Source organism: Pseudomonas kielensis (genome assembly GCF_014236655.1).
Classification (GTDB): Bacteria; Pseudomonadota; Gammaproteobacteria; order Pseudomonadales; family Pseudomonadaceae; genus Aquipseudomonas; species Aquipseudomonas kielensis.
The window spans coordinates 1-19,945 of sequence record NZ_JACMYG010000022.1; the positions used below are offsets into that span (position 1 = coordinate 1).

The 19,945-nt window shown below is 54.5% G+C and carries 17 protein-coding genes; 15 read left to right on the forward strand and 2 right to left on the reverse strand.

Annotated elements, in window-relative coordinates:
- Window positions 1–9 precede the first annotated feature (9 nt).
- From copD to H7995_RS19105, 9 genes are all read left to right on the forward strand, one after another.
- Window positions 10–948, forward strand: a complete 939-nt coding sequence (copD, locus tag H7995_RS19070) for a copper homeostasis membrane protein CopD (protein WP_042556867.1) — start codon at window positions 10–12, stop codon at window positions 946–948.
- A 73-nt stretch (window positions 949–1,021) separates the two neighbouring features.
- Entirely contained in the window at window positions 1,022–1,363 is a 342-nt protein-coding gene (locus tag H7995_RS28500; protein ID WP_080896087.1) for a hypothetical protein, read from the forward strand.
- A 99-nt stretch (window positions 1,364–1,462) separates the two neighbouring features.
- Complete coding sequence (locus H7995_RS19075) at window positions 1,463–2,719, forward strand: TolC family protein (RefSeq protein ID WP_086794044.1); 1,257 nt, start codon at window positions 1,463–1,465, stop codon at window positions 2,717–2,719.
- Window positions 2,716–4,200 (forward strand): efflux RND transporter periplasmic adaptor subunit, encoded by a 1,485-nt coding sequence (locus tag H7995_RS19080; RefSeq protein ID WP_042556864.1) that lies wholly within the window; start codon window positions 2,716–2,718, stop codon window positions 4,198–4,200. The genes H7995_RS19075 and H7995_RS19080 overlap by 4 nt, the downstream gene beginning before the upstream one ends.
- On the forward strand, window positions 4,197–7,340 hold the full coding sequence (locus tag H7995_RS19085; RefSeq protein ID WP_042556863.1) for an efflux RND transporter permease subunit: 3,144 nt from the start codon (window positions 4,197–4,199) through the stop codon (window positions 7,338–7,340). The genes H7995_RS19080 and H7995_RS19085 overlap by 4 nt, the downstream gene beginning before the upstream one ends.
- 354 nt (window positions 7,341–7,694) lie before the next feature.
- Window positions 7,695–8,861 (forward strand): SAVED domain-containing protein, encoded by a 1,167-nt coding sequence (locus H7995_RS19090; RefSeq protein ID WP_086794041.1) that lies wholly within the window; start codon window positions 7,695–7,697, stop codon window positions 8,859–8,861.
- On the forward strand, window positions 8,861–10,111 hold the full coding sequence (locus H7995_RS19095) for a nucleotidyltransferase domain-containing protein (protein ID WP_086794039.1): 1,251 nt from the start codon (window positions 8,861–8,863) through the stop codon (window positions 10,109–10,111). Before H7995_RS19090 ends, H7995_RS19095 begins: the two co-directional genes overlap by 1 nt.
- A complete protein-coding gene (locus H7995_RS19100) occupies window positions 10,095–11,879 on the forward strand; it encodes a ThiF family adenylyltransferase (protein ID WP_086794037.1) in 1,785 nt (594 codons plus the stop codon). Before H7995_RS19095 ends, H7995_RS19100 begins: the two co-directional genes overlap by 17 nt.
- Window positions 11,876–12,358 (forward strand): Mov34/MPN/PAD-1 family protein, encoded by a 483-nt coding sequence (locus H7995_RS19105; RefSeq protein WP_042556859.1) that lies wholly within the window; start codon window positions 11,876–11,878, stop codon window positions 12,356–12,358. Before H7995_RS19100 ends, H7995_RS19105 begins: the two co-directional genes overlap by 4 nt.
- A 26-nt stretch (window positions 12,359–12,384) precedes the next feature.
- On the opposite strand, the gene H7995_RS19110 is transcribed toward H7995_RS19105, so the two are convergent.
- Entirely contained in the window at window positions 12,385–12,933 is a 549-nt protein-coding gene (locus H7995_RS19110) for a 3'-5' exonuclease (protein WP_010565120.1), read from the reverse strand.
- A gap of 227 nt (window positions 12,934–13,160) precedes the next feature.
- Here H7995_RS19110 and H7995_RS19115 point away from each other — a divergent pair, with 227 nt between their 5' ends.
- Window positions 13,161–13,793: an antitoxin Xre/MbcA/ParS toxin-binding domain-containing protein gene (locus H7995_RS19115; protein WP_080963325.1), complete on the forward strand. Its 633-nt coding sequence runs from the start codon at window positions 13,161–13,163 to the stop codon at window positions 13,791–13,793.
- 288 nt (window positions 13,794–14,081) lie between these two features.
- On the opposite strand, the gene H7995_RS19120 is transcribed toward H7995_RS19115, so the two are convergent.
- Entirely contained in the window at window positions 14,082–14,489 is a 408-nt protein-coding gene (locus H7995_RS19120) for a MerR family transcriptional regulator (RefSeq protein ID WP_042562261.1), read from the reverse strand.
- Between the two features lie 95 nt (window positions 14,490–14,584).
- On the opposite strand from H7995_RS19120, the gene H7995_RS19125 reads away from it, so the two are divergent.
- From H7995_RS19125 to H7995_RS19145, 5 genes are all read left to right on the forward strand, one after another.
- Complete coding sequence (locus H7995_RS19125) at window positions 14,585–15,025, forward strand: disulfide bond formation protein B (RefSeq protein WP_042561910.1); 441 nt, start codon at window positions 14,585–14,587, stop codon at window positions 15,023–15,025.
- Window positions 15,022–15,666, forward strand: a complete 645-nt coding sequence (locus H7995_RS19130; RefSeq protein WP_042561909.1) for a DsbA family protein — start codon at window positions 15,022–15,024, stop codon at window positions 15,664–15,666. The genes H7995_RS19125 and H7995_RS19130 overlap by 4 nt, the downstream gene beginning before the upstream one ends.
- Window positions 15,667–16,213: 547 nt before the next feature.
- Window positions 16,214–18,307, forward strand: coding sequence for a heavy metal translocating P-type ATPase (locus tag H7995_RS19135; protein WP_225138955.1), 2,094 nt, complete (start codon window positions 16,214–16,216; stop codon window positions 18,305–18,307).
- 177 nt (window positions 18,308–18,484) lie between these two features.
- The gene (locus H7995_RS28725) at window positions 18,485–18,841 is read left to right on the forward strand and encodes a TFIIB-type zinc ribbon-containing protein (protein ID WP_080896081.1); all 357 of its coding nucleotides are present in this window, start codon (window positions 18,485–18,487) and stop codon (window positions 18,839–18,841) included.
- A 158-nt stretch (window positions 18,842–18,999) separates the two neighbouring features.
- Window positions 19,000–19,914: a cation diffusion facilitator family transporter gene (locus H7995_RS19145; protein ID WP_042561907.1), complete on the forward strand. Its 915-nt coding sequence runs from the start codon at window positions 19,000–19,002 to the stop codon at window positions 19,912–19,914.
- Window positions 19,915–19,945 lie beyond the last annotated feature (31 nt).

Consider the following 19,945-nt stretch of genomic DNA (forward strand, 5'->3'; position numbering starts at 1 on the left):
AAATGATCCATGAGCGACTCAATAAATATTGTGGTTCGCTTTGCTCTCTATTTTGACCTGATGTTGTTATTTGGATTGGCCATATTTGGCTTGTACAGTCTCAGGGGAAAAGAAAGGGTATCGGGCACGGTCTTGAATTTTGAGTCGCTTCTTTACGGTACTTCTGTTGCAGGTGTAGCTCTGTCCCTTGCCTCGATGTTGTTGCTTGCGAAAGCAATGAGCGGTGTATCGGAGCTTATGGAGCTACATCACCACATTTTTGAAATGGTCATCATGGGCACCGACGTTGGGTTGACCTGGATGGTCCGAATAGCCGCCTTGGTTGGGGCAATTATGGGCGTCGCGTTGAACAAACGATTTCCGACACCCAGCCTCTGGATCGTCACCGTGTGTGGAGCAATCGCGTTGGCCACGCTAGCCTGGACAGGGCACGGTGCCATGGACGAAGGCAGCCGCCGCTACTGGCATTTTCTGAGCGATATTTTCCATTTATTAGCGGCAGGTGGCTGGTTGGGTGCTCTAGCGGCCTTCGCTCTACTGCTGCGGTTGAAATCGCTGAAGGGCGAGGAGGAAGCACGAATTCTTGCCCGCGTGCTGACTGGCTTTGAGTCGGCCGGCGGTGTGATTGTTGCGATCATAAGCGTAACGGGAGTCGTGAATTACCTTTTCATCGTCGGTCCAAACCTTGATGAGGTCATGCTGAGTACCTATGGTCAGCTGCTGTTTTTGAAGATCCTGCTCTTTGCCGGGATGATCGTTTTAGCCACACTGAACCGCTTTCACTTAAGCCCGCAGTTGGAGCGCTCAGTTCGCAATGGTCAATACTCTGTAGCGGTTAATGCCTTGCGCCGCAGCATGAAATTCGAATTCCTGATGGCAATCCTCATCATCTGTCTGGTCGCATGGTTAGGCACGCTAAGTCCTGAAATGGAAATGAGCGCGCAATAGAGGTTTCTGGCAGCTAACCAAGAAGCCGGGAACGGGATTGTTAGCACCATTTCTACTGGCTACACTTCAGTCCATGACACGCTATGTACGGTTTTGCCTGATATTCCTGATTAGCTTGGCGCTTCCCCTCAGTGGGATGGCGGGTGTTCAGGCGCCGACAGAGCCGTGTCCCATGCAAACCATGGGCATGGCGATGATGGACGGCATGGGCCAAGACTGCTGCCATGACATGAAAAGTCCCACCGAGCATGGTAAACCCTGCAAGCCGGGCCAGGAGTGTAAGACCGGCGGCATGCTGCAAGTCTCTATCATCAAGCCTCTGGTCCCCCTATCTAGCCCCCTCGAAGCGTCCATCTCCATAGACTCCCATCCTGTCCAAACCCCTTCAGGGGTATGGCGACCGCCCCGCATTTGATTCCTGTACCACACTGAGCCTCATTCCGCGTTAGCGGGATGGCATATCTGCGTGCATGTCTGATGAAGCGCGCAGTGGATCATCACAGGAATCGTGAACATGAACTCCAAGTGCTATTGCACAGGGTGGTCCCTCGTGGCCGGCCTGGCGGCAAGCGTACTGGCATTGCCGAGTCTCGCTGCCGCATTGACACTCGATGAAGCTTTGCAGCTGGCTGAAAACAATGCGCCGTCGCTGACTGCACAAGACGCGAAAATTCAGGCTGCCAGTAGTGCGGCCATCCCCGCTGGTGAACTACCCGATCCCAAGTTGCTGCTAGGCGTACAGAACTACCCCATTGGGGGGCCGGATCGCTGGAGCATCGACCAAGACTTCATGACTATGCGAATGGTCGGAGTCAGTCAGGAGATGCCCAGCAGCGCTAAGCGCAAAGCCCGAATCGAGGTCGCTGATGCGGCCATTGAACGCGCCGCCGCTGAGCGCCGGGTCGAACGTCTAAAGGTTCGTCAGGCCACGGCGTTGGCCTGGATCAACAGCTACTCGGTTGAGCGTAAAGACACTCTGTTTCAGGACCTCTACAAAGAAAACCGTCTGCTGGCCGATACCGTCCGGGCACAAATTGCCGGTGGCCGCGCTCAACCTGCTGATGCAGTAACGCCCAAACAGGAAGCGGCACAACTGGAAGAGCAGCAGGACGATCTGATTCGTCAGAGAGCGCAGGCCCGAGCTGCCCTGAAGCGCTGGATTGGACCAGCCGCCAATGACAAACCTGTGGGCAGCTTGCCTGAATGGCCTGTCGAAGCCTCTGACTACTCTCATAAGCTGCAACATCACCCAGAATTGGCAGCTTTTGCGCCAATGACCCGCGAAGCGCAAGCCAAGGTCCGTGAAGCCGAAGCGGAAAAACAGTCGGATTGGAGCTGGGAAGTCGACTATCAGAATCGCGGCCGACAGTTCGGCGACATGGTCAGCGTGCAATTTTCCTGGGATCTACCACTGTTTCCTGACTCTCGGCAAAACCCCAAAATTGCGGCCAAGCACGCTGAACTCAACCAGCTAGAGGCCGAGCGGGAAGCCCTGTCACGCAAGCATACCCAGCAACTGGAGGACGAGCTGGCCGATTATGAACGCTTGAATCGTGCCGTTCGCCGAACCCTGGACAGTCTGCTGCCTCTGGCCAAGGAGAAGGTCGAGCTCAGCATGGCCAGCTACCGCGCCGGCAAAGGCGATTTGAACTCCGTCGTGGCTGCTCGGCGCGAGCTTATCGAAGCCCGTCTCAAGCAGATTGATGTTGAAGAGCAGCGTGCTCTCACCAGCGCTCGCCTGTATTTCGCCTATGGGGAGTCCGCTCAATGATCTCTAGAACACGGAAAGGGGTATTTGTTGTCAGCATCTCAGTTGCTTTGGGGGTTGCCGGTGGTTACTGGTTGGCCCAACCGAGGGTGAGCTCGGTACCGGATGCAGCACCGGAGCAGAAGCCTGAGTCATCAGTCGATCGCAAAGTTCTGTATTGGTACGACCCCATGTACCCACAACAGAAATTCGATAAGCCGGGTAAGTCGCCCTTCATGGACATGCAAATGGTCCCTCAGTACGCGGATAGCAAGGGGGACAGTGACACTGTTCGCATTGATCCAAGCCTGACCCAGAACCTCGGTGTGCGACTGGCTACCGTCAGTCGAGGTGTGTTTGCTTCGAGTCTGGACGTTGTCGGAGTGTTGGCTTTCAACGAACGGGACGTCGCCGTCATTCAAGCCCGTACGGCGGGTTTCGTCGAGCGCGTGTATGCCCATGCTCCTGGCGACGTGATCAAAGCCAATGCCGCCATGGCGGATATCCTTGTACCTGAGTGGGCTGCGGCTCAGGAGGAATTTCTCGCACTCAAGCGCAGTGGCGATACAGGCTTGCTGGCAGTGGCTCGCCAGCGCTTGCGGCTCACCGGGATGCCGGCGGCATCAATTGCTCAAGTAGAGCGCAGTGGCAAAGTCCAACCAAACCTGACCCTCACCAGCCCTATTAGTGGTGTGCTGCAAGAGCTCAATGTGCGCGAGGGTATGACGGTGGCCGCCGGCGAGACACTGGCACGCGTTAATGGTTTGAGTAGCGTCTGGCTGGCCTTGGCCGTTCCGGAGACTGAATCTGGATCGATCCTCATGGGGCAAACGGCAGAGGCGCATTTGCCCGCGTTCCCTGGGGTTGTGCTCAAGGGCGTCGTCAGCGCGATTCTTCCGGAAACCAATCCGGATAGCCGCACCCTTCGCGTACGCGTCGAGTTACCCAACCCAGAAGGCCGTCTCAGGCCGGGTATGACCGCACGAGTGAGCCTCAATCGTTCAACGGAGCAAAGTGTGTTGTGGGTGCCGAGCGAGGCCGTCATTCGCACCGGTCGACGTGCTCTGGTGATGCTTGCTGAAGACGCTGGCCGCTATCGTCCTGTTGAAGTGTTGATCGGGCAGGAAAACGATGACAAGACGGCGATCTTGAAAGGTCTGGAAGAGGGCCAGAAGGTGGTTACCTCTGGCCAGTTCCTGCTCGACTCGGAGGCCAGTCTCAAGGGCATCGTTGCAAGCTCGGAGGAAGAGTCACCACCCAGCGCAGCAGTCTCCAGTTTTCATGAGGCGGATGGGCAGATCGTTGAGATCAACGACAAAGAAGTCACACTCGCCCATGGTCCCTTCAAAACGTTGGGCATGCCTGGCATGACGATGACGTTCCCACTCGCTACTCCGGCGCTGATGCTGGGCCTCAAAACGGGCGATAAGGTTCGGGTTGCGGTGAGTCAGACCGACGATGGCCTGCGTGTTGAGCGTCTAGACAAATCGGGGAGCCAGCCATGATCGCCGCCCTGATTCGCTGGTCAGTGGCCAACCGATTCCTGGTGCTACTGGCGACACTTTTTGTCACGGCTTGGGGCATCTGGTCGGTGCAGAGCACGCCCATTGATGCGCTGCCGGATCTCTCCGATGTTCAGGTGATCATCCGCACCCCGTATCCGGGACAGGCACCGCAGATTGTCGAGAACCAGGTGACCTATCCGTTGGCCACCACCATGCTTTCGGTGCCTGGCGCCAAGACCGTGCGCGGCTACTCCTTCTTTGGTGACAGCTTTGTCTATGTGCTGTTCGAAGACGGTACTGACTTGTATTGGGCCCGCTCGCGGGTGTTGGAGTACCTGAGCCAAATACAAAGTCGCTTGCCGGCCAGCGCCAAACCGGCGTTGGGGCCAGATGCGACAGGCGTTGGCTGGATTTTCCAGTACGCGCTGGTAGATCGCAGTGGCGGACACGATCTGGCGCAACTTCGTGCACTTCAGGACTGGTTCCTCAAGTTCGAACTCAAGACTCTGCCCAATGTTGCCGAGGTGGCCACCGTGGGTGGGATGGTCAAGCAGTACCAGGTGCAGCTTGATCCACTCAAATTGGCCAGCCTCGGTATCACGCAGGCCGAGGTGACCGAAACGATCGGCAAGGCCAATCAGGAAACCGGCGGCGCCGTCCTAGAGATGGCAGAGACCGAGTTCATTGTGCGGGCTTCCGGCTACTTGAAAACGCTCAATGATTTTCGGGCGATCCCACTCAAGCTGGGATCGGGCGGTGTGCCGGTGACCCTTAGCGATGTCGCCACGATCCAGTTGGGTCCGGAAATGCGGCGTGGTATCACCGAACTCGACGGCGAAGGCGAGACGGTTGGCGGTGTGGTAATTCTGCGCAGCGGCAAGAATGCTCGCGAAACCATTGCGGCGGTCAAGACCAAACTCGACGAGTTGAAAAGCAGCTTGCCGGCGGGGGTGGAAATCGTCACCACCTACGACCGCAGCAAGCTGATCGACCGCGCCGTGGAAAATCTCAGCCACAAGCTAATCGAAGAGTTCATCGTCGTCGCGTTGGTCTGCGGGATCTTTCTCTGGCACCTGCGTTCATCTCTGGTGGCAATCATCTCCCTGCCGGTGGGGGTACTGATTGCCTTCATCGTGATGCGCTATCAAGGGATCAACGCCAACATCATGTCCCTGGGCGGGATTGCCATCGCCGTCGGCGCCATGGTCGACGCTGCCGTGGTGATGATTGAAAACGCGCACAAGAAGGTTGAGGCCTGGCACGCGGCCAATCCTGGGGAGGAACTGAAAGGTGAACGTCATTGGCACGTGATGACTGAAGCGGCGGCGGAGGTAGGACCAGCACTGTTCTTCTGTTTGTTGATCATCACGCTGTCGTTCATTCCGGTGTTCACCCTGCAAGCGCAAGAGGGGCGGCTATTCGGCCCGCTGGCTTTCACCAAGACCTACGCCATGGCCGCGGCGGCGGGATTGTCAGTGACCTTGGTGCCGGTGTTGATGGGCTACTGGATTCGGGGACGAATTCCCAGTGAACAACAGAACCCGTTGAACCGCTGGCTCATCCGGATCTACCAGCCGGCTCTGGATGCAGTCTTGCGACGACCGAAGATCACGCTGCTGGTCGCGTTGCTGGTTTTTATCAGCGCATTATGGCCAATGTCGCGCTTGGGTGGCGAGTTTCTTCCACCGTTGGACGAGGGCGACCTGCTCTATATGCCTTCGGCTCTGCCGGGATTGTCGGCGCAGAAAGCGTCGCAACTGCTGCAACAGACCGACCGCCTGATCAAGACCGTGCCGGAGGTCGAACATGTCTTTGGTAAAGCCGGTCGTGCTGAAACTGCCACCGACCCGGCGCCGTTGGAGATGTTCGAAACCACCATCCAGTTCAAGCCGCAGGAGCATTGGCGTCCAGGCATGACTCAGGAAAAGCTAGTGGAAGAGCTGGATCGAGTGGTGCGAGTTCCTGGGCTGACCAATATCTGGATACCGCCGATTCGCAACCGTATCGACATGCTGGCTACGGGGATCAAGAGTCCTGTTGGGGTGAAAGTTGCCGGCACCAATCTGACGGAGATTGATGCCGCGACTCAGGCGGTCGAGCGAGTGGCTAAGGGCGTACCCGGTGTCAGTTCGGCTTTGGCCGAGCGATTAACCGGTGGGCGTTACATCGACGTGGATATCGACCGAAAAGCCGCCGCCCGCTACGGACTGAATATCGCCGATGTGCAGTCGATCGTGGCCGGCGCTATCGGCGGTGAAAATGTCGGCGAGACCATTGAAGGGCTTGCACGCTTCCCAATCAACGTCCGCTACCCTCGGGAGTGGCGGGATTCGCTCGGTGCTTTGGAGCAGTTACCGATCTACACCCCACTAGGCAGCCAGATCACCCTTGGCACCGTGGCGAAGATCAAGGTCAACGACGGGCCGCCAATGCTCAAGAGTGAGAACGCACGGCCTTCAGGCTGGGTGTACATCGACGTGCATGGCCGGGACATTGCCTCCGTGGTGGCCGATCTACGCCGGGTCGTCAGTGAGCAGGTAAAGTTGCAGCCCGGCATGAGCTTAAGCTACTCAGGTCAGTTCGAGTTTCTTGAAAGGGCCAACGCACGACTCAAACTGGTGGTGCCTGCCACGCTGTTGATCATCTTCGTGTTGCTCTACCTGACATTTGCACGCCTTGATGAGGCTTTGCTGATTATGGCCACGCTGCCATTCGCTCTCACGGGCGGGGCATGGTTTCTCTATCTGTTGGGATTCAACCTGTCGGTCGCCACCGGGGTCGGCTTTATCGCCTTGGCCGGTGTTTCTGCAGAATTTGGCGTGATCATGCTGCTCTACCTGAAAAATGCCTGGGCCGAGCGTCAAGACCTCGGTGACAACACAGAACACGGGTTAATGGCCGCGATTCGTGAAGGCGCTGTGCAGCGCGTTCGACCCAAGGCCATGACCGTTGCGGTGGTTATCGCTGGTTTGTTGCCAATACTTTTGGGAAGCGGTACCGGCAGCGAGGTGATGAGCCGCATTGCCGCCCCGATGATTGGAGGTATGGTTACGGCGCCCTTGCTATCGCTGTTTGTGATCCCGGCGGCCTATCACCTCATGCGTCGTCGACACTTGTCCGTTGAGCCTGGCAAGCACTGACGCGTAAAAATGCATACAAAAGGGGCTGCGCTTGCAGCCTCGTTTGAACTGCACAGCCCGTTTTCATCAGTCCTACGCGCGGTATGTATCGAAATTAGCAAGTTTATGTCTTTTGCATAAACTCGCTAATTTCGATACATACGCTGTGGTCAGTGCCGTTACCCACCAGCACTTGCCAGAAAAACGAACGCTGCCCTACTGTGTTTCGATGAGCCACAAACAGCATCCTGCTCAAAGCCGACTCAGCATTCGTCACCCTCAGATCACTCTTGAAATCGAGGCGAATGACCTTAATATGATCTTATCTTGCCATCATCGTTTTCAATCATGGATGTTTCTCTGGGGTAGGTCGGAATGGCAGAACAAGAAGACGCTAAGCCCGCGAGCGGGCGCTTTAACACGAATGATGAGACGAAGCGGATCGTATGGACACAGACCGCTGGTCATTGTGAACTGTGCGGCACGGATCTGACGTTCGATTATCGTGCCGGCAAGCCAATGAAATGGGGCGAAGTGGCGCATATCCTGCCCGCCAGTCCCAAAGGCCCTCGGGGACGCGCGGATCATGATGCTGAGGCGCACACAAACAATACCGCTAATCTGATGCTCCTGTGCCCAGGCTGTCATGACAAAATTGATCGTGACGCAGACGGTTATCCTGAAAATGATTTGAGTGGTTTACACCAAGCATACCTAGAGCGCATCCGAATCGCCGCAACGACCCCTGATGGTGGCAGAGCGATTCCTCTCATTGTCCAGAGTCAGCATTTCCAGACGATCAACGATATTCCCGTTCGCGATCTGTTGACTGCGATGTCTGCGGAGGGATTAACCGCCTTCGATCAAGGCATCAAAATTACCTTCCCTGCGCCTGGACCGCGCGGCAGGGACGCTGCCTATTGGCAGAACGTCAAAGACAGCATCCAGTATGAGCTGGAGCAGCAACTCAAGCGTCGCGGCGGCACCTACGGCGACTCGCCCGCACTAGCAGTAGTAGGCTTGGCCGATATCCCAGCTTTGATGATGTTGGGCCAGAGCATCGGCGATCGTTCCAAACGCTTAATCTTCTCTTTTCACCGCGAGCATCTTTTGCGCTGGCCCGATCAGTCTGCTGAGCCGCCCAGTTTTCTGTTTACGCCTCCACCCAACGGCGATGGTCCACTGGCGTTGGTGCTCTCCATTTCTGCGCAAGTTCCAGTTCGCGACGTGACCGACGCTCTACCCGGTGCACGTATTGCAGAGCTGTCGATCCCTGAACCAAGCTACGCGATGGTACAGAACCGTCGGGTGATCCATGCCTTTCGCGACGCGCTCCAAATACGACTGAGCCAGCTTGAGGCTCTGACTCCTTATCCTATCCACGTCTTCGCCGCCATTCCTGCGGCACTAGCCATCGAGTTTGGCGCGTTGCTCACAACGCAGCATCAACATACGTACCTGATCTTCGACCGGGACAAAGAAAACCAACATCGGTTTACGCAAACACTGCAATTGGGTCCCTCGGCCCAGGAGGCTATGTAATGCTTTTGAGCAACGAACAGACCAAGCGCAGCAGTTGGGAATATTTTCTGCTTCGCGCCGCGCGGGAAATCTCGCTGACGGAAGCGCAGTACGAAAAAATCAATGATCGCTACTCCCAGCTGGAAAAAATCCTCTCGGCTTCTGACAATCCGCTGCTCGCTGAGGCTCATATTTTCGTCCAGGGCTCAATGCGGCTGAAGACGACCATTAAGCCAATTGCCGGCGCGCCTGCGGATCTGGACACCATTGATGCGGATGCGATTATCTGGCTCCCCCACGCTCAGGGCGCTGGTGCAAAGGAAGTTCTAGAGGCGATTGAGCAGCGTTTCAGGGAAGGCTCCCGCGTTCAGGAAGAAGTTAAGCAACTACGTCGTGGTATTCGGATCGTTTATGCCGACGAAAATCCAGGTTTCCACATTGATGTCACACCTGCACGCGCGATCAACGGAAATGGCGAAGCAAACGGCGAGGGTAAGCTGGAGGTTCCGGATCGGGTCACAGGGTGGAAAGCAAGCAGCCCTATTCCTTACTCGAATTGGTTGCAGGTCGCTTCCGCCCAGGAAATCTTTCTGGAAAGCTTGGTGATTGCCAAAAGCCAGAGAATGCTTGATGCCGCGACACAAGATCCTTTGCCGCACTATCAGGATTACATCGATCAAGATCCCCTGCGCGCGACCATAAAGCTGCTGAAGCGGCATCGCGATGAATGGGCTATCAAGACAAAAAGCGCTGATACTCGCCCAATTTCTGCGGTCATTACGACCCTGGCCACTCACGCATACCTGGATGTCGTGAAAGAGTCCCAGTCAAAGCCATTGGCACCGCTCGATGCAATTTTGGAAATCGTTCGCAGAATACCGCAGCACATTGCGTATAGAGGTAGCGATTGCTTTGTCTGCAACCCTGCCGATAACGGCGAAAACTTTGCAGAGAAGTGGAATCGACCGGGTGAGGGACAAGGCTATCGTCAAGCATTTTCCAAATGGCATGCGGACGCCAGTGCTTCTGTGTCATTAGGTTTGGAAAGTTTTGAATCCAATGATTCTTTTGCCGAGGCAGTGAAAAAGAACTTCGGTATTGCGCCGGCGTTCATCACAACAGTAAACAATGAAATCCCTGCGAATTGGACGATGCCTGGCCGACCGGATGGCACTACTCGAAACTCTGCTTCGATGGGTTCGCTCTTCGGAGGGGCCAGCGGTGGCGGAACCTCTCAGTCGAGCGTAAAGCCAGTTGGACGCCTTGGCTGATCCTCTTAAGACGCCATTGCAGCGCGGAATCGCCGCACTGCGAGATACCCTAGGTCAGGATGCAGCTGATGCATTGCTCCAGCCCGCACCCATGCGGGCTGACGAAGCGGCGTGCTTTCACTTCCCCTTGCCCATCGATTACACGGGGCAGGAGCGGCGACTGCGTATTGGTTTCCCCTCCAACTTTCCCCGTGGGCTCTTGCGGCTGAACGTCGAACCTTCTCCATGGCTGGTTTGGCCGCATGCCACTAAGTCGGGGCTTTGCCTTCATGGCTTTCAGGAACGCCCCATTATGGGCTCCCCGGAGGTCGTGGTAGAGGACAGCCTTGCTCGCTTGGCCCAGATCGTTTCGTTGTCCAAGATGGGATCAAGTCAGGCAGCGCGCGATATCGAATTTCAGAATGAGATCACTACCTACTGGTCTTTTCAGCACGGACAGTCGTACCAGAACCTTTTACTTTTGGATCGACCTCAGGCTGCCTCGCAGTTGTTTGCTCTCAGCGATCCGCGCCGGGCTGTGCCATCCGGTCAGGAAACGGTTTGGCTAGCATCGAACATAGCTGCACTCAAAGGGCATTACCGACGGGTTGTCGGGCGCTCCGCTGTCATTCGCGCGGCCGAAACTCCTGGTTTTTACGTTAAGCTTCAGACTTATCCGGATATCCGCACCCCGGATCCAGAAGATTTATTGCTGTGGCTCACGCCACACCTTCAACCAGACGATGCCGAGCAATTGCTGGCATGGTTTGAGCTGCATGGAACGTTGGCGAGTCGATGGATTGTCCTGGAGCTTCCTGGGGGGACGGATGCTCCAACTTATTGCCTCAATGTGCGCTCGCTTGGCGTACAGCAAGAGCGGGGGGCAAAGTTTGGCTTGCGCACAGCGCGCCGCCGGCCAGCCATCGCAAATGCACATCCTCCGGCACTTGTCCGCGCAACTGCCCTAGACGTGCTTGATCGTGCGTCCATTCTGTCCCGCGATATAAGCGGCACTGCAAAGCACCTTGAAAATGCTCGGGTCGTTTGTGTTGGCGTTGGCTCGTTAGGCAGTGCGGTGGCAATACAACTGGCACGCTCCGGTGTCGGCCACCTTACCCTCATCGACCCTGACACTCTGGTGTCAGCCAATCTGGGTAGGCACGTTCTGGGAGCGGATAGCCTAGGGAGGCTGAAAGCCTCAGCGTTGAGGGACAAGATTCTGTTAGATCTTCCGACTACAGAATGCACCGCTTATTCGACTTTCGCCGAAGTAGTTATGAGCAGCAAACCAGAAGTGTTCGATAACGCAGATCTTGTGGTGATTACGACAGCGGACTGGCAGTCGGAGGTCACTGTATGGCGAGCCAAATCCAGCGGCGTTTCTTGGGGACTTTTACAAGCCTGGAGCGAACCGTATACCCAGGTAGGCCACGCGCTATTCGCACCAGCCGGTACCTTTGATGGCCGTCATTTATTCACGGACATCGGCGATTTTCTTCATAAGTTTACCGAGTGGCCGGGAGGAGGTGTGGTTCCACTGCCCGCTTGTGGGGAGAGCTTTATTCCAGGCGGATCGCTGGGGATGACCAATATCGCCTCTATGGTGTCGCACACGGCTTTACGTGCATTGACCTGCAACATCACCACTGCATCTTGGGTCAGCAGTATCTACAGGCCTGAAGATGTGCCGAGCCTAGGAGGCCAATACCATGGGCCCAAACTTCCAGAGGGGGCGCAGCAACTCCTACTCGAGCGCGGATGGCCGGAACATAAGGATGAAATGGTATGACGGATATCGCTTGGCGCTGGAGATGGGCGGAGGTGGATTCCGAGCTATTGGTGTCGCAAGCTGTCGCGGACATCTTGGATAGTCATCGGCAGGGCCTCTTTGGCGTGGAGCGAGGGGGACAGTTATTCGTCAACCCGGTTAATCCGAAAGGGTTGCTGCTGGCCTTGGCCACGTTGCCTCATCGCGCCGATCGGTCAGGCTGGTCTTGGCTAGAGTTGGATGCGGAGCGGTGCCGTCAGGAGATCCAAGCTGCCAACGAACAAGGGTTACGTCTGGTGGGCTATTGGCATACGCATCCCCAATCTGTTCCGGTGATTTCTCCGGCAGACATAGGAAGTTTCTCCAGATTTGCTGCGCGTTACACGCAGGATCTACCGCACCCAATAGCCGTTATCGTTGGCAAGTCCGAAAAACCAGAAGGCATCAAGGCTTGGTCGTTCAGGGGCGGCAGATATGTTGAAGCAACTTGGCTTAGATAAGCTTCAAGTCAGTGCCATGGGAGGCGTCAGCGGTTACCCTTACCCGCCAGCATTAGCGCGAAGAGCTCTGCCTGAAAGCGAGCATCATCCAATGCGTTATGGTTCGGTTCGCTGAGTGGCTTCAGCGCAGCGGTCATCTTGGATGATTTTGTTTCCTGCCAGCTGCAACCTACAGCTCCCATGAAGTAGGCCTTCATGTCGATAGCGGTAAAACCAAAGGGGTTGGTTTCCAAGTATTTGTGGAAGTAGTAGTTGACGAATGACCAGTCAAACGGTGCATTGAGTCCTACGAAAATGACCTTCTGCCCCGTTTGGCAGGATGATTTCAGCCATTCACCAAATGTCAGCATCGCCTGTTGCGGAGTGAGTCCTTCGCGCTCCAGCTTCTCCAGACTCAGCCCCGATACTGCCAGTGCTTCTGGGTCGTGTTTTGGACTGTCAGGTCGTAGTTCAAGATAGATGGACGTGGCAGGTTGATCTACAAGGCAAGCTCCAATGGAAAGCAGGCTGTATTCGCCTGGTATAGGTCCAGAAGTCTCGACGTCGACGGAAACATAAAGCTCATCAGGGTTCATGTCATATCCTTTTCGTGTAGTTGCCAGATCACGCTCAAGCTCGTAACCATGTGACGGTGGAAAGGCGGCAAAGCCATTGCCCCATTTTTTGCTGTTGCACTCGCTATCCGGCGTTCGAGCAGCGGCAGTGCATGTCTACTGGAGGAGTGCACGTTCCTTTGGTCAGCTCTGCGCCCGAGCATAATGATGTGTGTCATTCTCTAGTCGCGGATGAGGGCCGGACAATCATGAGCGAGCATTGGATAGTCAAGTGCCAGAATACTGAGGACGGTACTGGCGACATCATCATTGACCTACCTCCAGAGTTGCTTGACCAAATGGGGTTAGGTGTTGGTGATCATTTAGAGCTAACGATAGCGAATGGCACATTAGTGCTGACGCCCATGAACAGTGCAATATCAGTACGGCCGATGTTTGCTGGAGTCCTGCGTGAGGATGCCTATCATGCTTACCGCAAGCGGTTGGCTGCGTATCTCCATATCCCTTCCAACGCTTCGGATCAAGACATTCACGACATGATAGTAGCTGGCTTTTCGGCCGGCCTGATTTCATCGCTTTGTGCTGATGGCACCGTAAATCCGCAAGAACGCGACATAATCATTCACCCCAAAACGCTCAAAACAAAATTGGCAAGCGATCAGCTTTTAACGTCGGATGAGAGCGATCGCCTGTTCCGGTTCGCACACATTACCGCCATGGCCGAGATCATGTTCGGGGACGAAGGGAAGGCCAAACAATGGCTTTCCAAACCCAAAGCCCGTTTTTTGGGAAAAAGCCCACTGGCAATGGTCACTACGTCTCACGGCACACATCTAGTTGAAGAAATGCTGATTCAGGTGTCTGAAGGCATGTCATTTTAATCCTGCCACAGTTAACAGTGTGGACGGAAATAACGGGCAGCAGCATGCCCACTTCTATGACTATCACTGAATCTGAGAGTCAATCACTATGATCAACGCAAACGCTCTAGCCGGTATAGGCATCAAAGCCCAAGCGTTGGTTCATCCCTCAACGGCGTGCGTTACGTCATTGCACCTGCGACTCTTGATACCGCCAAGACGGAGTCGAAACCACCACATAGTCGATATAAATGATCAGTTCATTCAACAGGACTCCCGCCAAAATTGTGGGGTGGCCGGTTAGCATCCTTAACGGGGATTGGACATCGACTCGATAATACGGCACTGCTCGATCACGCCGCCCTCGCAACAAGCAATCAAACGCTCCAACTCCACCTCCAAGCCTTGCAGGTCTCGGATGCGCATTCGAACCTGCTCTAACTGCCCCTCGATTTTTGCGTCCACCCTGGCGCAGGAAGCGTCGCGGTTATCCGCAAAGCCCAGCAACTCTCGAACATCGTCAAGGCTGAAGCCCAGTGTGCGGCTACGTCGGATGAACAATAGACGGTCGCGCTCCTCGTCGGTGTAGAAGCGATAGCCTGATGCTGAACGCCCTGCAGAAGGCAGGAGGCCGACCTGCTCGTAATAGCGGATGGTCACCGCTTTGGTATCAGTCGCCTTCGCCAGATCACCGACTGTGTATTTGGTCGAACTCATTTCGCTTGACCTTATAGTTGCTAGAATCTTCATTCTACGCGCCTTAGGCGATAAGCAAATCTGCGTGCGCTCAATAGAAAAGTGGACTGAATCCTATGGAAGCCCCCTTAAAACAACATCAATCCGGAGCTTGGGCGCTGTTGCTCTGTGCCTGGTTGCTTGCTCTGGTATCAACAATCGCCGTGCTATTCGTTGGTGAAGTCATGGGGCAACTGCCCTGTGTGCTCTGTTGGTTTCAACGAGCCTTCATGTTTCCACTCGTCCTGGTATTGGGCGTCGCCTGCTGTTTATCGGACACCGGTGTTTGGCGCTATGCACTGCCATTAGCAGTCATGGGTTGGCTCATCGCTCTGTATCACAACCTGCTTTATTTCGGACTGATTCCTGAAAGCATCAAACCTTGCGGGGCCGGCCCTTCCTGCTCCGGTGCCGACATGACCATCCTCAGTGGTGTTCCGCTGCCACTTTTATCGCTGGGCGTGTTCAGCCTGCTGATCATTTTTCTCGTTCTTATCCGTCGGAGATTTACCGTATGAGCAGACGCGCCGTCGTCCTCTCCATCAGCGTGCTAGCCATCGTAGGCTTTGCCGTCGCAGCATTTTTCTACAATCGTGCTGCCACTGTGCCCCAGGCTACAGCACCTGTACCGCAAACCAGCGCGCTAGTGCGGTTTAACTCACCAAGCTTCGGCCCTGCCGACGCCCCGGTGACAATCGTAGAATTCTTCGATCCATCTTGTGAAAGCTGCCGTGCCTTCTACCCCATCGTCAAAAAGATGATGTCACAACACCCAGGCGATGTTCGCTTAGTGCTGCGCTATGTGAAGCTTCACGTAGGGTCTGAAGAAGCCATACGTCTGCTCGAGGCTTCACGTAAGCAGGGTGTTTTTGTGCCGGTACTTGAAGCTGTCCTCGCTGCTCAACCGCAGTGGCATGACGATGCGAAAGCATCAGCAGCTTGGGACGTAGCGGCCCAAGCGGGCTTGGACGTGGCTAAGGCTCGTGAGGACATGATGTCGCCGGAGATCACCGCCACGATAGAAAGAGATGCCGCTGATGCCAAAACTGTAGGTGTGAAGGGAACACCGACATTTTTCGTTAACGGTAAACCCCTGACTAACTTCGGCGCTCAACAGCTCTACGATCTGATTTGGAGCGAAATCAACCAAGCTCGTTAATAAGGGCGCGTGCGGAATGCGGAATGAAAAAAGCTCACCGGGCTCGACAATCCGCTTGACCTTATAGTGGCTATAGGGTGTTCACTCTTCACAATAAATTGTGGAGAGTGCCTTTATGAAAAGCTGTTGCGGTGATGAACAAACACCGAAAAGTGACGCCGCCGTTGAGGTATTTGACCCGGCAGCACCGACCGGCTGCTGTGCACCTGCCGCGACTATGTGTAATACAACTACAGCACAGTCCAACAGTAGTTGCTGCTCCGCGAAAACTTTGGACGTCAGCTCAGCGCCTTCTTCAGTAAAGGGCGCGGGTTGCTGCTCCCCCGGCTCCGATATCAGTAAATCGAACTGCGCTGTCGTAGCACCGCCATCTGCCCTGTACAGCCTTGCCGAGCCGAGTCAGCCTGCTGCTACGGTTGATAATGACCTTTTTATCGATGCTTGCTGCCCACCATCTGCTGCGGGTAGTCCCAAAGTCGGCATCGAAAACGTGTCTCCCACCAATACCGACGAAGCGACTCGTTTCAGCAGTTTCAGGATTGGGCAGATGTGCTGTCCTTCCGAGCAGACCATGATCGAGGACAAGCTCGCGAAGATGAGCGGCATTCAAAAGCTCGAGTTCAACATGATGAACCGCACGATGGCTGTCTGGCACGAGCTACCCGACACCTTGGGTATCGAGGCAGCAGTGCTATCGCTGGGCATGCACGCCGAACCTTTGACGGCTAATGGCAATGCAACCAGCGCAGATACGCCAGAAGTCCTTCCCCAGGCGGAATCACCTAAGAGCACATGGTGGCCATTAGCGCTTTCCGGTGTCGCTGCCGTGGGTGCTGAAGTCCTGCACTTCACTAACTCCGCGCCTGAATGGGTGATAGCGGTCATAGCCTTGTTCGCCATCGTGCTCTGCGGGCCTACGACCTACAAGAAGGGTTTGATCTCGATCAAACACCTCAACCTGAACATCAACGCGCTGATGAGCATCGCGGTTATCGGAGCGGTGTTGATCGGACAGTGGCCAGAAGCCGCGATGGTCATGTTTCTCTTCACCGTTGCGGAAATGGTCGAAGCGAAATCGCTGGATCGTGCGCGCAATGCGATCAAGGGGCTGATGGACTTGACCCCTGAACGAGCTACCGTGCGCCAACCCAACGGTAGTTGGCTGGAAGTCGATGTAAAAACGGTCGAGATTGGGGCCTTGGTTCGTGTCCGCCCCGGCGAACGAATTGGCCTGGATGGTAAAGTCTCTTCTGGTAACTCTACTGTTAACCAAGCGCCCATCACGGGCGAGAGCTTGCCCATCGAAAAAGATGTCGATGATCCTGTCTATGCCGGCTCCATTAACGAATCCGGCTCCTTCGAGTATCGAGTGACAGCTGAGGCCAACAATACGACCCTTGCTCGAATCATTCACGCGGTTGAAGAAGCCCAAAGTTCGCGAGCTCCAACCCAGCGGTTCGTTGATAAGTTTGCCAAAATTTATACGCCAGGGGTGTTCTTTTTCGCCGTCGCGATTGCGGTATTCCCACCACTGTTTATGGGCGGATTGTGGACTGACTGGATCTATCGTGCACTGGTGCTTCTGGTGGTTGCTTGCCCTTGTGCGCTGGTCATTTCCACTCCGGTGTCCATCGTCAGTGGTCTGGCGGCAGCGGCTCGCAAAGGCATTTTGGTTAAAGGCGGCATCTACCTGGAAATAGGCGCCAAGCTGAGTTTCGTCGCGCTCGATAAAACCGGCACCATTACCCATGGGAAACCGGTTCAGACAGACTACATTCCGGTAGCCGAAGACTCAGAGGTACATCCTCAGATTGTTGCCGCCAGCCTCAGTGCACGCTCGGATCACCCCGTATCACAGGCAATTGCCAAGTACGAAGGCTCGGACGCATCAACGTTCCTGCAAGTGGAGAGTTTTGAGGCCCTTCCCGGTCGCGGGGTAAAGGGGATGATTGAAGGCCAGCTCTTCTACCTGGGCAATCACCGACTGATCCAGGAGTTGGGGCTCGGTACTTCGCAGTTGGACGAATCTCTGACTAGCCTGGAGCGCCAAGGCAAAACAGTCGTAGCCTTGACCAGCGCCAGTCAGGTTTTTGCGTTGTTTGCTGTAGCCGATACCGTAAAGGACTCAAGCCAGACAGCGATCAAGGAGCTGCATGCATTGGGTATCAAGACCATGATGCTTACAGGCGACAATTCGTACACGGCTGATGCGATTGCCAAACGAGTTGGGATAGATGAGGCGCGGGGAAACTTGTTGCCCAGCGACAAGTTTTCAGTAATTGATCAATTGAAGGGCCGTAAGCACGTGGTGGGGATGGTCGGTGATGGGATAAACGATGCACCTGCATTGGCCAAGTCTCAGATCGGATTCGCCATGGCCGCGGCTGGCACGGGAACCGCTATTGAAACGGCTGACGTTGCTTTAATGGATGATGATCTGCGCAAGATTCCGGCCTTCGTCCGCCTGTCACGCGAGACAGCTGTGATTCTTAAGCAAAACATTTTGTTCGCCTTAGGTATTAAGGCCATTTTCCTTGTGTTCACCCTCATGGGTTTGGCCACCATGTGGATGGCTGTTTTTGCAGACGTTGGAGTGAGCATACTTGTCGTGCTCAATGGACTTCGATTGCTAAAGAAGTAGATCGCGAGGTGAGGATGAAAGATAAAAGCGTCTTCGCCCGGCCAAGCAACTTTGTGGATGGCTCTTTTCGCCGATATGGGGACGAGCCCGCTTGTGGTATTCAATGGACCACAACTATTGCGGTATTGATTCGAAAGCTACATTGTCAAAATTGATTACTCACATAAGGAATTAAATATGCAATGTCCTATCTGCAAAGATATAGCTTTAGTAATGACTGAGCGCCAGAGCATAGAAATTGACTATTGCCCGCAATGCCGCGGTGTCTGGCTTGACCGAGGTGAACTCGACAAGATTATTGAGCGTAGTCAGCGACAAGAGACCGTTAGATTGCTTCCACAGAACCTCACATCACCTGTCCAAAGTTCGACGCCAGCAGAACAACCTGGTTACAACCAGTACGGGAATAAGCATGGTCATGGAGATCGAGGGAGCCACAGCGGTGGATGGAAAGAAGGTGGCCATCAAAGTCAAAGTGGGCATCAGGGACAACCGAGTCGCAAAAAATCGTTTTTGCAGGAACTATTTGATTAAGATGGCGATTTCTCGCTTATGATCTGAATACTACATCAAACCAGTATCCACCTTTGAATGATTGGTTTGATGATATGGAACGGTTTGGGTGCTAGTAGGTCTTTATATTCTACAGTCCACTCGTTGGATCTTCATTAGGCTACATTTGGGGAAAAATCATGAGTTCAGGGCACAGTCACGGTCAAGTACGTGCGGGTCATGAAAAGATGTTATGGATCGCACTCGCCCTGACGACAAGTTTTATGATTGCTGAGGTCATCGGAGCCTTTGTCACGGGCAGCCTAGCCTTACTGTCGGATGCTGCGCATATGCTGACAGACGTTGTGGCTTTGGCAATATCCTTGCTGGCTATTCATATTGCCAAACGCTCTGCTGACAGGAAGCGCACGTTCGGGTATGCACGATTCGAAATACTTGCAGCCACATTCAATGCTGTCTTGTTGTTTTTAGTCGCTATATACATTGTCTATGAAGCGTATCTTCGACTTAACGCCCCCGCAGAAATTCAGTCGACGGGCATGTTAGTAATTGCAGTGATGGGACTGATAGTTAACCTCATTTCAATGCGTCTGTTGAGTGCCGCTAGTGGGGAAAGTCTCAATGTGAAGGGCGCTTATTTAGAGGTTTGGAGCGATATGGTGGGGTCTATTGGCGTCATCATTGCAGCGCTTGTAATCCGCTTCACCGGTTGGAGTTGGGTTGATTCACTTGTTGCAGCAGGTATCGGATTCTGGGTGCTGCCTAGGACTTGGTCACTGCTCAAGGAAAGCATGAATATATTACTGCAGGGCGTTCCAGAGGGCATCGATATTCAAAAGGTGGAGGCGAAAATATACGGAATCGTAGGAGTAAAAAATGTGCACGATTTGCATATATGGGCTTTAACCAGTGGTAAGAGTGTAATGAGCGTTCACCTGGTCGCTGACTATACCTCCCGCAGTGAACAAGATATTTTAACTGAAGTCACGTCGCTTATGAGTGAAGAGTTTCAGATCAGTCATACTACTGTACAAATGGAAAAAGCAGATTTCCATAGCCAATTAGTTGACGATTATGAAGGCAAGGTCCACTAATTGAGTTCCATTTTTAAGACAAGTTGTTATT